Here is a 15,075-nt window from a genome sequence, read left to right as displayed (position 1 = left end):
GGTCGTGGAGGTGACAAAAGATGAGTCGCAATGAACAAAACCAAAACCGTAATAATCAGCAAAACCGTAATAATCAACAAAACCAAAACCAACGTAACAACCAACAGAACAACTTTGAAGAGTTTGGTCAAGAACTAAACTTCAACGAGTTCAACCAGCAAAACCAAAACCAAAATCAAAACCAAAAACAAAATAAGCGTCAAAACAACCAACAAAACAACAACCTTGAAGAGTTCGGTCAAGACGAAAATTTCAACGAAGTTCAACAACAAAACCAAAAACAGCAACGCGAACAAGAGCAGCGTAACGCACAATTCGCGAAGCGTAACAACAACAACTTCTAATGAAGTGAAGGAAGACGTTCTGAAAGTGCAAACTTTCAGAGCGCCTTTTTGTTTTAAAAAGAAAGAGCAGGGAAATTATAAAAGAAGCTATACTTCTAGATGCTCTGTTTAAATAGGTGCAACTATTAAGGGCTCGCAATGATTTTCACGCAAAATTGAAAATAATTGCATTCGAACTACAAGTTTTGCCAAAGCATTGTTATAATACAATAAAGACTGCTAGAATTTTTAGCTAAGACGAAAAGGTGGGCTTTATGATGGCATTACCGGTTGAAGGAGAAAAAATCCAAATACATAGTTATAAGCACAATGGTAATATCCACCGTGTCTGGCAAGAAACGATGGTATTAAAAGCAACAAAAAATATTATTATCGGCGCCAATGAAAAAACACTTGTTACTGAATCGGATGGTCGCACCTGGCTGACACGTGAGCCCTCGATTTGTTACTTTCATGCAGAGCATTGGTTCAATATTATTTGTATGCTGCGGGATGACGGCGTGTATTACTATTGCAACATCAGTTCACCGTTTGTGTTTGATAACAACTGCTTAAAATATATTGACTATGATTTGGACGTAAAGGTGTTTCCTGATATGACTCATGCATTATTGGATGAAGATGAATATGAGCAGCACAGGTTGGAAATGAACTACCCCGAAGTCATAGATAAAATCTTACAGCGGAATGTTAAAACATTGGTAAGCTGGATTGAACAACGCCGTGGACCGTTCGCTCCGGACTTCATAGAATCTTGGACGAACCGTTATATTTTATTGAGTGAAATTCAGGCAAATAAAGAGTAATGAGGCACAAGCAGCTATTTTATGTTGCTTGTGTTTTTCTTTTGGGTAAAGTACATGTGTAAATGTTTAATGGGGAATTATGATATGATAATTGCTGTTGCAAAATTTCTGAGGGGAAGTGTTTTTTGCATTGGATAGTATTAAACGTTATATGCGGTTCGTCAAGCCGTATAAAATGCTTTTATTTTTAACAATCGTAATCGGCATACTTAAATTTGCGATTCCGTTATTTTTACCGTGGCTCCTGCAAATAATTATTGATGATATATTGTTAAATGATGGTATGTCTACAGAGGAGAAGACAAAGCAATTATTTACATGGATCGGAATTGCGCTCGTACTGTTTTTTGTTATTCGGCCACCAATCGAGTATTACCGCCAATACTTTGCTCAAAACTTGAGTAACAATATTTTATTTGATATACGTAAAGAGCTGTATGGGCACTTACAAAAATTAAGCTTAAAGTATTATGCGAATACCCGGGCTGGAGAGGTAATTTCACGTGTCATCAATGATGTTGAGCAGACGAAAAACTTTGTTATGACAGGATTGATGAACTTATGGCTGGATTTAGCGACGATTTTAATCGTCATTGCCGTCATGTTTGCAATGGATGTAAAGCTGACGCTTGTGTCGCTTATAGCACTGCCGTTTTACGCATTTAGTGTAAAGTATTTCTTCGGAAGACTTCGTAGTTTAACGAAGGAGCGATCTCAGGCACTAGCAGGTGTTCAAAGTTATTTACATGAACGTGTTGCCGGTATGAGCATCATTAAAAGTTTTACACTGGAAAAGCATGAGCAGAAAATTTTCGATGAAACGAATGGAGAATTTCTTAATAAAGCGTTGGACCATTCACGCTGGAACGCAAAATCTTTTGCTGTCGTTAATACTATTACGGATATGGCGCCGCTGATCGTGATTGGCTACGCAGGTTATCAGTTTTTACAAGGTGACCTATCCATCGGTGTACTTGTTGCATTTTATGCTTATATTGAACGCTTGTATGGACCACTTCGCCGATTGGTGAGTTCGTCGACAACATTGACTCAGTCAATTGCCTCAATGGACCGAATGTTTGAACTGATGGATGAGAAATATGAAGTTCAAAACAAGCCTAACGCGATGGTGTTACCCGCAGCAAAAGGGAAGCTTCAATTTGATCGAGTTACATTCAAGTATGATAAAGCTGGAAACACAATTTTAAATGAAGTTGATTTCACGATTGAACCTGGACAAACTGTCGCCTTTGTAGGTATGAGTGGCGGGGGGAAATCGACAATCGTCAGCTTAATTCCACGCTTCTATGATGTAACGGAGGGAGCGGTAAAAATTGATGATCAAAACGTTAAAGATGTTACGATTGAATCATTACGCGCACAAATCGGGATAGTATTACAGGATAATATTTTGTTTAGTGATTCGGTGAAGCAGAATATTTTAATGGGAAATCCGCATGCTACAGATGAGGAAATAGTTGCTGCTGCCAAAGCGGCGAATGCCCATGACTTTATTATGGGTTTACCGGAAGGCTATGACACGAAAGTGGGAGAACGCGGTGTTAAACTTTCAGGCGGGCAGAAACAGCGTGTGGCAATTGCACGGGTATTTCTAAAAAATCCGCCAATTCTTGTGTTGGACGAGGCGACTTCTGCACTCGATCTGGAAAGTGAAGCGCTAATTCAAGACTCGCTTGACCGTTTAGCACATGAGCGGACGACGATTATTATCGCTCACCGACTGTCTACAATTACCCACGCTGACAACATTTTCGTTATTGAACACGGAGAAGTTGTAGAATCCGGTACACATCAACGACTAATGGAGCAACAAGGAGCATATTATAACTTATTCCAAGTACAAAAATTAGATTAAATTTAAGTGACTATGTTGAAATAAATCAGCATGGTCACTTTTTTTTATGTATATTTAAAATTACATTTTTTTACGATAATGTTGTAAATTAGTAGATGTTATAATATCATATTTTCAAATACTTTTAATCTTCAGAAAATTGGGGTGTTTAAATGAGTCGAAAAGCTGTGCTTGAAGTGAGAGAGTTAGAAACGACATTTTTTTCAGACAGTGGAAAGGTTGCGGCTGTCGATCGAATAAGCTTTTCAATTCATGAAGGGGAAATACTCGCCATTGTAGGGGAGTCCGGCTGTGGCAAAAGTGTTACCTCCCTATCCATTATGGGCCTTGTGCCGAATCCTCCCGGAAAAATAACAAATGGGGAAATTTTACTGAAAGGGCAAGACATTTCAAAGCTTTCAGATAAGCAAATGCGCAAAATACGAGGCAATGAAATCGCGATGATTTTCCAGGAGCCTATGACTTCGCTGAATCCATTGTTTACAATCGGGAACCAATTGATCGAGGCAATCAGAATTCACCATCCGAAGTGGTCAAAAAAAGAAGCGAGTACCCGGGCGGTGGAAATCATGAAGCTGGTCGGTTTGCCGCGCGCGGAACAGTTGCTTAAAGACTATCCACATCAGCTGTCGGGAGGGATGCGGCAACGTGTAATGATTGCGATGGCCCTTGTATGCAATCCGAAAGTACTTATTGCCGACGAACCGACAACAGCCCTCGATGTAACTATCCAAGCCCAAATTTTAAAGTTAATGCGGGACTTAAATGAACGGCTGAACACCGCTGTTTTACTCATTACACATGATTTAGGTGTTGTTGCGGAAACCTGTGAGCGCGTCATTGTCATGTATGCGGGGCAAATCGTAGAAGAAGCTCCGGTTAATGAAATATTCAGAAATCCGCAGCACCCTTATACAAAAGGACTTATCCAGTCAGTACCGGATATGCGTTATAAAAAGGATACGCTTTATTCGATTCCCGGGAATGTTCCGAAACCAGGTTCGATTTTGGAAGGATGCCGTTTTGCAGCACGTTGTGAATATGCATTCGATCGTTGTATGACAAATACTCCTCCGCTCTATGAATCATCCGGTACACATAAAGCTAGATGCTTTTTATTGGATATGGAAGAAGGGGGAGTCACACATGTCGAAAGTGCTGCTGAAAGTTGACAATCTGAAAAAGTATTTCCCGATCCGGCATGGGATGTTTGCACGCCATGTAGGTGATGTGAAGGCTGTCGATGACGTATCGTTTGAGCTTTATGAAGGGGAAACATTAGGCATTGTCGGAGAATCCGGCTGTGGGAAATCTACTACGGGCCGTGCGATTATGCGTTTGCATGAACCTACAGATGGCCAGGTGACATTTGATGGCGTAGAGCTCACAAAGTTAAACAGCGAACAAATGCGAAAAGTCCGAAGGGAAATCCAAATGGTGTTTCAGGATCCGTATGCTTCATTGAATCCAAGACATACGGTTGAAAAAATTTTAGAGGAACCGTTAATTGTCCACGGAATCGGCAATGCGAAGGAGCGCAAAAAGAAAGTCCGTGAATATTTGGAAATCGTCGGTTTAAGCTCCTATCATGCGAAGCGCTATCCACACCAGTTTAGCGGGGGACAAAGACAGCGGATCGGTATTGCCAGAGCTTTAATGACTAATCCGAAACTGATTATTGCAGATGAACCGGTATCTGCACTGGACGTATCCATTCAAGCACAAGTATTAAATTTAATGCAGCGATTGCAGGAAGATTTGAAACTGACATATATATTTATTGCCCATGATTTAGGGGTTGTGCGACATATTAGTGACCGGGTAGGTGTGATGTACTTGGGAAGGCTAGTCGAAATTGCGGAGAGCGAATCGTTATATCATGAGCCATTACATCCCTACACACAAGCGCTATTATCGGCTGTACCAATTCCGGATCCGCAGTTTGAGCGGGAACAGCTATTGCTCAAAGGGGATATTCCGAGCCCGTCAAACCCGCCGACAGGATGCACATTCCATACGCGCTGTCCTTTTGCGATGGAAAAGTGCAAGCAAGTCACTCCGATGCTCCAGCAAGTTAAACCAGGTCATTCTGTAGCGTGTCATTTATATGAAACGCCACAATGATAATAGATTATAAAGTCTAGGGGGTTTTTTTATTGAGGAAAGGTAAATTGTATTTAGTAAGTCTTATGATGCTATTAATAATGTCATTATTTTTAGCTGCTTGCGGTACTGACGATGCAGAAACGTCATCATCAGAAACAAGCAATGATTCAAGTACAGATACAGACAGCAATACGACAGACAATTCAAGTTCTTCAACACCTCAAGTTTTAGTATTTGGCCGTGGAGCAGATTCTGTTTCACTTGACCCAGGCATCGTAACAGATGGCGAATCATTCAAAGTAACGCAAAACCTATTTGAAACATTACTGAACTTCGGGGAACAGGATACAACGATCAACCCTGGACTAGCAAAAGAATGGGAAGTAAGTGAAGACGGTTTAACTTATACATTCCAGCTTCAGGAAGGTGTAAAATTCCATGACGGCACAGACTTCAATGCAGAAGCGGTTATTAAAAATATCAACCGCTGGAAAGGTGGAAAAGAGGAAGATTTCTACTATTTCAACTCGATGTTTAAAGCAGAGGGCGAAGATATTATTAAAGATGTTACGGCAGAAGGGGATTACACAGTTGTCTTCACACTTTCCCGTCCGCAGGCACCATTCCTTAAAAACTTGGCAATGAGCCCGTTCGGAATTGGTTCTCCAACTGCATTTGAAGCAGCAGGCGATAAATTCGGCGATAACCCTGTAGGTACAGGTCCATTTAAATTTACAGACTGGAAACGTAATGACTCAATTACGATTGAGAAGTTTGAAGATTACTGGCAAGAAGGTTTACCGAAATTAGATAAAGTTATTTTCCGTTCAATTCCGGATAACTCTGCTCGTCTAAATGAATTAATGGCAGGCAATATCGATTTAGCTGATGGTATTAATCCTTCAGACGGTAAAACAGTGGAAGGTGATTCGACGTTACAACTGATTGAACGTCCATCAATGAACATTGGCTATTTAGGTTTAACGAATACACGCGCACCGTTTGATAACAAACTGGTACGTCAGGCAGTAAACTATGCAATCGATAAACAGGCGATTGTTGATGCGTTCTTTGAAGGACGTGCAGAAGTGGCGGCAAACCCGATGCCACCATCAATTAGCGGTTACAACGATGCAATTTCCCCATATCCGTATGATCCTGAAAAAGCGAAATCTTTATTAGCTGAAGCTGGTTATGACGGAAAAGAAATTGAGTTATGGGCAATGCCGGTACCTCGTCCATATATGCCGGACGGAGCGAAAGTTGCGGAAGTTATTCAGAAAAACTTAGAAGATGTTGGGATTCCATCGAAAATCGTAACATTTGAATGGGCAACATATTTGGAAAAAGCGAACAACGGTGAAGCAGATGCATTCATGCTTGGCTGGACTGGTGATAATGGAGATGCAGACAACTTCATCTACACATTATTAGACAAAGACAATATCGGTTCAAACAACTATGCGTACTATACTAATGAAGAAGTTCATAGTCTATTAATCCAGGCGCAGTCTGAAACAGATGAAAATGTGCGTAATGAATTATACAAAAAAGCACAGGAAATCATTCATGACGATGCTCCATGGGTTCCGCTTGCTCACTCTACACCACTACTTGCAGCTAAAGCAGGTGTGAAAGGGTTCTTGCCGCACCCAACAGGCTCTGATAAATTAGATAACGTTTCAATGGAGTAATAGAAAGTTAAGTGAAAGGGGAGGAATATTCCTCTCCTTTTTTTCAACTAGTAGAAACATACATTCATAAAAGGGGTGAAGAGCATGCTTCACTACATTGGCAAACGTCTACTGCATTTAATACCTGTATTACTCGGGATGACCTTTTTAGTATTTCTGATCATTCGTGCCATTCCCGGTGATCCGGCACAAGTCATTTTAGGACAGCAAGCTACTGCAGATGCAATCGCGGCACTTCGCCTGAAACTGGGTCTGGATAATCCGTGGTATATTCAATATTTCGATTACTTAAAAGGGATTGTAACGGGAGATTTGGGAGAGTCATTAAGAACGAGGCAGCCGATCTCTTCTGAAATGTGGCCATACTTAGCAGCTACATTTGAACTGGCATTTTTCGCGATGATTATTGCAATTATCGTCGGGGTAAATGCAGGGATTGTTTCGGCATGGTTTCAAAATTCATGGTTTGATTACTTAGCGATGGTGATTGCTTTAATCGGTGTTTCGATGCCGATTTTCTGGTTAGGTTTAATGGAGCAATGGGCATTCGGTATTCAGCTGGGATGGTTGCCGACATCGGGACGGGAAGAAGTGCGGGATCCGGTTATGGCAATTACTCACTTTTACTTAATTGATACATTATGGCAAGGCCGGTTTGATCAATTTATTGTTGTTTTTAAGCACTTATTATTACCTGGCATTGCACTTGCAACGATTCCGACGGCGATCATTGCACGTATGACAAGAGCCTCCATGTTGGAAGTAATGCGTTCGGATTTTGTACGTACAGCACGGGCAAAAGGTCAAAAAATGTTCGTCGTTGTTTATAAGCATGCATTGAAAAATGCGTTGATTCCTGTTTTGACAGTGGTCGGCTTGCAAACAGGCATGCTTTTAGGCGGCGCTATTTTAACGGAAACGATTTTCAGCTGGCCGGGAATTGGGCGCTATATATACGAAGCGATAGGATTCCGCGATTATCCTGTCATCCAGTCAGGTATTTTAATCGTTGCCTTTTTATTCGTGATGATCAACCTGATTGTTGACCTTTTATATACCGTGATTGATTCGCGCATTAAATACAACTAGAGAGGAGGCGCATAGCATGGCTGAAATTATACAAAATCAAGTTCAGCGAATTGAAGAAGAACGAGTGAAGGGACCGTGGCAAGAGGCGTGGACGAATTTCAAGAAAAGCAAGTCTGCGCTGTTCGGAAGTGCAATAGTGTTATTCTTTGTGCTTCTGGCAGTATTAGGCCCTTTGTTTGCACCACAAGGTATAAACGAGCAAAATTTAAGTATGCGTCTGCAGCCTCCATCTGCTGATTTCTGGTTTGGAACAGATGATCTCGGTCGCGATATATTTTCGCGAATTTTGCATGGGGCCCGCATCTCGTTGACGGTTGGTTTATCGGCTGTACTAATCTCAGCAGTTGCCGGAAGTTTTTTGGGGATTATTGCAGGCTACTACGGTCGCTGGGTTGATACGATTATTTCGCGGATCTTTGATATTATGCTTGCGTTTCCAAGTATATTATTGGCGATTGCCATTGTATCGATTTTAGGACCATCATTGCAAAACGCATTAATTGCGATCGCGGTTATTAATATACCGAACTTCGGCCGACTAATCCGGTCGCGGGTACTGAGTATAAAAGAGGAAGAGTATATTCATGCCGCCAGAGCAATCGGTATGAAAAACTCCCGTATATTATGGAAACATATTTTGCCGAACTCGATGACTCCTGTAATCGTACAGGGGACATTGGCGATTGCGACTGCGATTATCGAAGCGGCAGCACTCGGGTTTTTAGGACTTGGTGCAGAAGCGCCCCAGCCGGAGTGGGGGAAAATGCTTGCGGATGCGCGGATGTTTTTACTGAACGCACCATGGGCAATGATTTTCCCGGGACTTGCGATTATGCTGACTGTAATTGGTTTTAATCTTATGGGCGACGGACTGCGGGATGCGCTTGATCCGAAGATGAAAAGTTAAAAAGAAGGTGTGCGAAAATTGCACACCTTCTTTTTATTTAGTAGAACTCTGATTCCAGATCTAAGTTTTTTTCTTCACTATGGAAGCTGCGATAGGATACGATCAATGTATCCAGATGCTCCAGGTTTTCCTCGTAATCCAAAATCCGCGATAAAATATAAAGCAGATGGTAGCTTGAAAACTGCTCATCCTCCGCTGCCTCTTCCTGAGCAAGGGCAATCTGTTTGATAAACTGCTCCATTAGCTCACTGCCTTGCAGATATTCTTCGTGCCGTGTCCATTTTGAATGTTCCGGCCTGAGTTTCCCGGTATATTTCAATAACAGTTGTTCGTGGTAGGTTAGTAAGAAATCTAAACGTTCCTGAATAATTACTTGAAATTTACTAGGTAACTTTCCGAGCTCATTTTCATGTTTGTGTAAACGGACGAGCAACTCATAGCTCTTTTTCGAAGTTAATAACATTTGACGGTAAATAACAAGCTTTCTGGCTTTCACAAACTTCCGGTTTCTGAAATAGTTGCGTTCTTCTTTGAAAAAACCGTACATTGTATCAATTTCATTTAGTCGGGACTGCAATTTATTTACTGCCATTTTTGTAGATGTGTGTTCACTAGCTTGACGAACGGCCAAACGTGTCCAGCGAATGATATCATCCTGGACAGAGTTGATCATTTTAAATAGTTTTATTTCGTATTTAGGCGGTAAAAACAATAAGTTTACAACGAAAGCGGCAAAAACGCCTAGCATAACAGTACTAAATCGGATTAAACCGAACATTAGAAAATCATCGCCCGGTACTTCCATAATGGCGATCATCGTTACAAGTGCAAGGGATACAGATTTTTCAAGCTTTAGCTTCATCATAATACCAAGTACAATAATAGCCGCAATTCCGACAGACACGATATGATGTCCGAAGATGAGACCGAACAGGACTGCAACGGTAGCGCCGATTATATTACCCTGTATTTGCTCTAAAATTGTAAGATAAGAGCGGTAAATAGAAGGCTGGATTGCGAAAACAGCAGCAATTGCAGCAAACACAGGTGAAGGTACATTCAGTATTTGAGCTAAAAATAAAGCGAAAACGATTGCAACACCCGTTTTTAAAACGCGTGCACCTAGTTTCATGTTCTTTTCCTCCTTTCTCGGAGAGTCAATGAAGAGAAGCCGCTATAAAATGTATAGCGGCAGTTGTTATTATAGTTGAGAAAATGCGTAATCCACTGCTTTTAACGTTTCTTCTACGTCTGCATCTGTATGTTCTGTCGTTAAGAACCATGCTTCATATTTTGATGGGGCTAAGTTGATGCCTTGAGATAACATTAATTTGAAGAAGCGGCCGAACTTTTCACCGTCCGTATTTTCCGCTTGCTCGTAATTTTCCACTTTTACATCAGTGAAGTAAATAGCGAATGCGCCTTTTAAACGGTTTAATGTAATCGTCACATTATGTTTTTGGGCAGCAGCTAAAATACCTTCTTCAAGAAGGGCACCTAAGCGATCCATTTCTCCATAAATCCCCGGTTGCTGCAACACTTCAAGACATGCAATACCTGCTTGCATACTTGCAGGGTTTCCGGCCATAGTACCAGCCTGATATGCAGGGCCAAGTGGAGCAACTGTTTCCATAACTTCTTTACGACCACCGTATGCACCGATTGGCAGACCGCCGCCGATTACTTTCCCCATTGCAACTAAGTCCGGAGTTAAGCCGAGCATAGTATGTGCTGCACCGTAGTGGAAACGGAAAGCTGTAATAACTTCATCGTGAATTGTTAATGCACCATACTCTTTTGCCAGTGCATGCACATGTTCCAAAAATCCTTTATGCGGTTCTACAATTCCGAAGTTGCCGACAATTGGCTCGATTAAAATCCCCGCAACATCATTGCCCCATTTTTCCATTGCTAATGTAAATTCTTCCTTATTGTTGAAAGGTACGGTAATGACTTCAGTTGCGACAGCATGGGGAACACCGGCAGAATCAGGTGAACCTAATGTTGCTGGACCTGATCCAGCAGCGACAAGTACTTGGTCGAAGTGTCCGTGGTAGCAGCCGGCGAATTTAATAATTTTTGTACGGCCTGTAAATGCGCGTGCTACACGTACACATGTCATCACGGCTTCTGTACCGGAGTTGTTAAAACGCACTTTATCCAATGTAGGAATAGCATCTTTCAGCATTTTAGCAAATTTAATTTCATGTTCTGTCGGTGTACCGAATAATACGCCTGTTTCTGCTGCATGTGCGATGGCTTTTGCAATATGAGGATGGCCGTGGCCTGTAACGATCGGTCCGTAGGCTGCTAAATAATCGATGTAACGATTACCGTCCACATCCCAAAAGTATGCTCCTTTACCGCGGACCATGACAACAGGTGCTCCGCCGCCTACTGCTTTATAAGAACGGGATGGACTGTTTACCCCGCCGACGATATGTTCGAGTGCTTCTGCATGAAGCTGTTCAGATTTAGTATGATTCATAATTTATTCCTCCAAAATAGGTTACATGAAATGATTTCTTATCTATTGTAGTATGTAATGAAAGGGAACGCCAAAGAAATTGAAGCATCGGGCATTGTTTTGTATCATAGAAGAAAATTTTGGAGGTAATACACATGACATTAGAAAATTTACAAGCACCGGCATTTACATTGCAAAATGAAGAGGGGAAAACGGTTACGCTCGAAGAATATAAAGGCAAAAACGTTATTCTTTATTTCTATCCGAAAGATTTAACGCCTGGCTGTACAACACAGGCTTGCGACTTTCGCGATAAATATGAGGATTTCTCGGATTTGAATGCTGTAATTTTAGGTGTGAGTCTGGATGATGCAGCGAAACATACAAAGTTTATTGAAAAGCACGGATTGCCGTTTTCATTATTAGTCGATGAAAACCATGAAGTTGCTGAGAAATATGGTGTATGGACGTTGAAGAAAAACTTTGGGAAAGAGTATATGGGTATTGAACGTTCAACGTTTTTAATCAATGAAGAGGGAATCGTTGAAAAAGAGTGGCGTAAAGTACGGGTGAAAAATCATATTGAAGATGTGTTAAACTATTTAAAAAATCGCACAAATTAATAGGTGCACAAAGGGGAATTATGATGGTAACGATTTATTTTACATTTGAACCGCGCGAGGATTTAAAGCAGCCGCTTTTGGCACAGTTTCCTCAAGCCGATTTTTTATTCGATAAGAAGCTGGATGTGGAGAAACTTGCTCAATCAGATGTTTTAGTAACTTATGGGGAAGATTTAAAAGAAGAGCATGTACAGCATGCAGACAAACTGCAATGGATTTTCGTTGCTTCTGCTGGAATCGAGAAGATGCCGGCAGAAGCGATCGCGAAACGTAATATACTTGTTTCGAATGTGCGCGGTATACATAAGAAGCCGATGACTGAATCGATTTTAGCTCATATTTTAGCATTGAAACGTGTATTGCCGTTTATTTATGAGCAGCAACAGAAGAAAGAATGGAATAAAAAGGCGCGTCCGACAGAGTTAAATGGAAGTACAGCATTGATTATCGGTCCGGGTGCAATCGGCGGAGAAGTAGGACGTATACTGCAGGCATTCGATGTTCATACAATTGGCTGCAATCGTTCAGGCAAAGAAGCACCGTATATGAATGAAACGTATAAGCTGGATGATTTAAAAGAGCAGTTACCAAAAGCGGATATTATTCTTTCTATGCTGCCATCTACAAAGGAAACGAAACATATGCTGACTCGAGAGCATTTTGAACTGATGAAAAGTTCTGCCATCTTTATGAATTTCGGGCGAGGAGACTTGGTCGAAACGGATACTCTTGTCGGGGTTTTACAAGACGAGCTAATTGAGCATGCCGTACTGGATGTCTATGAAATCGAACCATTACCGGCAGACAGCCCGCTATGGGAATTGGATAATGTGACACTATCACCGCATTTTTCAAGTCATTCATCACGTTATGTGGAGCGCAGTCTGGATATTTTCAAACCAAGTCTGCAAAAGTGGCTGAAAGGGGAACGTGATTTAGAGAATAAAATGGATATTTTACGAGGGTACTAATTGAGAATGCTAGATGAAAGAATAAGCCTTTAATCGTTTTCATTTTCAATTAGCTTTTTTATCGAATACTTTTATTTTGAATGGAATAAGCAATTGTTGACAACGCATGGACAAATTCGCTACACTATTTATAACGATTACAAATTAATAATATGTATGAAAAGGGGTGCATGACGATGTCTGAATTGCATTTAAAGGATGCGCTGGACACGTTAAAGACTACTGGTGTACGAATTACTCCTCAGCGTCATGCGATTTTGGAATATTTAATTCAAAGTATGATTCACCCAACAGCTGATGATATATACAAGGCGCTTTGCGATAAGTTTCCTAATATGAGTGTAGCAACAGTTTATAATAATTTACGTGTCTTTCGTGAAGTGGGCTTAGTAAAAGAGCTTACTTATGGGGATGCAGCGAGTCGTTTTGATTTTGTAACAGGCGACCATTATCACATGATCTGTGATGGCTGCGGTAAAATTGTAGATTTCCACTATCCCGGATTAAATGAAGTGGAGCAGTTTGCTTCGCAAGTAACGGGCTTTCAAGTTAATTCGCACCGTTTAGAAGTCTATGGTACATGTCCTGACTGTATTGCAGTCGGCGCAACAAAAGTCCAATAATAATTTAACCTAGTAACGGTGTTGTTGCTGGGTTTTTTTTATACAAAAAACTGGAGTAAAAGTTTAATCACCTTTACTCCAGCCCTTATTGGACATTTAATTTTTATTGTATTCTTGATTGAATTCTTTTCCTTCCAATGCAGGATCTAAAGTAAGCGGTTCATTGCAGTACATACAAATATCCACGCGACCTAAAACCTTTGTCCATTTCCCGCATTCCGGACAGACGACTTGCACAGCCTTTGTAGACAGCAATCCTATCCAGCCGTAAACAGCTGTACTGCCGATGATACAAAGAAGTCCAATTGTCATGAAGATTAATACAAGTATTTGGTTATTTTTAAAAAAGATTGCACCATACATAATAACGAAGCCGATGAAAATAAGGGATAATGCAAAAGAGCGGATCTTATTAATTTTACTATTATATTTTTTCATTTCAATTGCCTCCTAATCTAAAATATACTATAACATGAATTGGATATAAATTAGTAGACAGGAAAGAATTAGGTGGCTTATAAAGATCCTCTAATACTATATAAAAATGTTAAAATGAAGGGTTTTTATAAATGAATGGCGAAAGAAAAAGTAGCGGGATTGCTATTATTTATTTTAAGGAAATGATGGACTTTCAGCATGTTGGAAGTTTATCGGCGTAATATTAGTTAATTTATCTTACAGCATCTACACGGACATTATATAGAAGGTATACTTTATAGGGGGATAACAATGGAACATATTTTAAGACCGATATATCAGGAACGTGCAAGCCAGCCGGAAACGCTTGGAGTAATATTGATAAACAAGCGCGAAGGTGCTGAGAATATGACCGATACATTTGATTCGGTTCTTTTAATTATTGTGAAAGAAAGCGATAAGCCTATTTATTCGAAACACTATTCATATGGTGAAGCGAAAATGGTGATGCATATTTTAACGGAGGAACGGTTGCGTAAATGGATTTTCATTGGCTCGCATAAGCGGTTGGTTGATTGGCTTTTCCATGGGAAGGTTATGTTTGACCGCAATGAGTTTTTATATAAACTGCGTTCTGAATTGCAAGAGTTCCCGTTCTTCGGTCGTAAATTAAAAACAGGTATCCAGTTTGCCCAGTTAATCCGCCGTTATAAAGAAGGAAAAGAATTGTTTGAAGATGGTCATTATTTAGATGCGTACAATCATGTAGTTGCGTCATTGCATCATTTAGGGAGATTATCGATTATCGATAGCGGGCATTATCCGGAAGTGACAGTATGGGCCCAGGTGAAACGCAATGATCCTGCAATTTATAAATTATATGAAGAATTGATTATGAGCAGCGAAAGTCTTGAGAAGCGTCTGGAGTTGTTATTTTTAGCCGGTGAGTTTTTAATAAATTCCAGAACTGCTGATGGGGCACAACATATTTTGGAGACAATGCTTGCACAACCTTCATGGACGATTCAGCAATTGCATGATCATCCGGAGTTGAGTTATTACTCTGTGGACTTGGAAGTGTTTGTTGAATACTTAATTGAAAGAGAGCTCATTCTGGTGGAAGCGGTTATTGCTAAAAACGAAGCAATCTTC

Annotated in this window: 15 protein-coding genes (1 of these 15 only partly in view); 12 read left to right on the top strand and 3 right to left on the bottom strand. The window is 40.6% G+C overall.

Translation table 11 applies throughout. The annotated features are described in order from the left end of the window. Positions 1 to 20 precede the first annotated feature (20 nt). The 8 genes from MKZ25_RS16670 to nikC all read left to right on the top strand — a co-directional run bounded on the left by MKZ25_RS16670 (position 21) and on the right by nikC (position 8,822). Entirely contained in the window at positions 21 to 344 is a 324-nt protein-coding gene (locus tag MKZ25_RS16670) for a hypothetical protein (protein ID WP_340802443.1), read from the top strand. A 257-nt stretch (positions 345 to 601) separates the two neighbouring features. Next, the gene (ntdP, locus tag MKZ25_RS16665; protein WP_340803035.1) at positions 602 to 1,150 is read left to right on the top strand and encodes a nucleoside tri-diphosphate phosphatase; all 549 of its coding nucleotides are present in this window, start codon (positions 602 to 604) and stop codon (positions 1,148 to 1,150) included. A gap of 151 nt (positions 1,151 to 1,301) precedes the next feature. Beyond that, positions 1,302 to 3,026, top strand: a complete 1,725-nt coding sequence (locus MKZ25_RS16660) for an ABC transporter ATP-binding protein (RefSeq protein ID WP_340803034.1) — start codon at positions 1,302 to 1,304, stop codon at positions 3,024 to 3,026. Positions 3,027 to 3,178: 152 nt separating this feature from the next. Continuing rightward, the gene (locus tag MKZ25_RS16655; RefSeq protein WP_340802442.1) at positions 3,179 to 4,198 is read left to right on the top strand and encodes an ABC transporter ATP-binding protein; all 1,020 of its coding nucleotides are present in this window, start codon (positions 3,179 to 3,181) and stop codon (positions 4,196 to 4,198) included. Next, entirely contained in the window at positions 4,173 to 5,150 is a 978-nt protein-coding gene (locus MKZ25_RS16650; protein WP_340802441.1) for an ABC transporter ATP-binding protein, read from the top strand. The genes MKZ25_RS16655 and MKZ25_RS16650 overlap by 26 nt, the downstream gene beginning before the upstream one ends. A gap of 32 nt (positions 5,151 to 5,182) precedes the next feature. Further along, positions 5,183 to 6,826 (top strand): ABC transporter substrate-binding protein, encoded by a 1,644-nt coding sequence (locus MKZ25_RS16645; RefSeq protein ID WP_340802440.1) that lies wholly within the window; start codon positions 5,183 to 5,185, stop codon positions 6,824 to 6,826. Between the two features lie 84 nt (positions 6,827 to 6,910). Beyond that, on the top strand, positions 6,911 to 7,915 hold the full coding sequence (locus tag MKZ25_RS16640; RefSeq protein WP_340802439.1) for an ABC transporter permease: 1,005 nt from the start codon (positions 6,911 to 6,913) through the stop codon (positions 7,913 to 7,915). Positions 7,916 to 7,931: 16 nt separating this feature from the next. Beyond that, the gene (gene nikC, locus MKZ25_RS16635; RefSeq protein ID WP_340802438.1) at positions 7,932 to 8,822 is read left to right on the top strand and encodes a nickel transporter permease; all 891 of its coding nucleotides are present in this window, start codon (positions 7,932 to 7,934) and stop codon (positions 8,820 to 8,822) included. A gap of 37 nt (positions 8,823 to 8,859) precedes the next feature. Here nikC and MKZ25_RS16630 read toward each other — a convergent pair whose 3' ends face one another. Together MKZ25_RS16630 and MKZ25_RS16625 are read right to left on the bottom strand one after the other, a co-directional pair. Further along, the gene (locus tag MKZ25_RS16630; protein ID WP_340802437.1) at positions 8,860 to 9,954 is read right to left on the bottom strand and encodes an FUSC family protein; all 1,095 of its coding nucleotides are present in this window, start codon (positions 9,952 to 9,954) and stop codon (positions 8,860 to 8,862) included. A 69-nt stretch (positions 9,955 to 10,023) separates the two neighbouring features. Further along, the gene (locus MKZ25_RS16625) at positions 10,024 to 11,310 is read right to left on the bottom strand and encodes a glutamate-1-semialdehyde 2,1-aminomutase (protein ID WP_340802436.1); all 1,287 of its coding nucleotides are present in this window, start codon (positions 11,308 to 11,310) and stop codon (positions 10,024 to 10,026) included. A 134-nt stretch (positions 11,311 to 11,444) separates the two neighbouring features. Between MKZ25_RS16625 and bcp the strand changes: the two genes are divergently transcribed. The 3 genes from bcp (at position 11,445) to perR (ending at position 13,506) form a co-directional block, all read left to right on the top strand. Next, the gene (gene bcp, locus MKZ25_RS16620; protein WP_340802435.1) at positions 11,445 to 11,912 is read left to right on the top strand and encodes a thioredoxin-dependent thiol peroxidase; all 468 of its coding nucleotides are present in this window, start codon (positions 11,445 to 11,447) and stop codon (positions 11,910 to 11,912) included. 23 nt (positions 11,913 to 11,935) lie between these two features. Then, the gene (locus tag MKZ25_RS16615) at positions 11,936 to 12,883 is read left to right on the top strand and encodes a D-2-hydroxyacid dehydrogenase (RefSeq protein ID WP_340802434.1); all 948 of its coding nucleotides are present in this window, start codon (positions 11,936 to 11,938) and stop codon (positions 12,881 to 12,883) included. A 176-nt stretch (positions 12,884 to 13,059) separates the two neighbouring features. Then, positions 13,060 to 13,506 carry a peroxide-responsive transcriptional repressor PerR gene (gene perR / locus MKZ25_RS16610; RefSeq protein ID WP_014822720.1) on the top strand — a complete coding sequence of 149 codons (447 nt, stop codon included), beginning with the start codon at positions 13,060 to 13,062 and terminating at the stop codon, positions 13,504 to 13,506. 96 nt (positions 13,507 to 13,602) lie between these two features. Here the strand turns inward: perR and MKZ25_RS16605 are convergent, their stop codons facing one another. Next, entirely contained in the window at positions 13,603 to 13,944 is a 342-nt protein-coding gene (locus MKZ25_RS16605) for a YgzB family protein (RefSeq protein ID WP_008405748.1), read from the bottom strand. Positions 13,945 to 14,235: 291 nt separating this feature from the next. On the opposite strand from MKZ25_RS16605, the gene MKZ25_RS16600 reads away from it, so the two are divergent. Next, positions 14,236 to 15,075, top strand: the 5' portion of a protein-coding gene (locus tag MKZ25_RS16600) for a nucleotidyltransferase-like protein (RefSeq protein ID WP_340802433.1). 54 nt of this gene lie beyond the right edge of the window; only the first 840 of its 894 coding nucleotides appear in the window; it begins with the start codon at positions 14,236 to 14,238; its stop codon lies beyond the right edge, outside the window.

The organism is Solibacillus sp. FSL W7-1464 (genome assembly GCF_038004425.1).
Classification (GTDB): domain Bacteria; phylum Bacillota; class Bacilli; order Bacillales_A; family Planococcaceae; genus Solibacillus.
The sequence above is the reverse complement of the archived record's forward strand: the minus strand, read 5'-3'. Positions and strand labels throughout refer to the sequence as shown.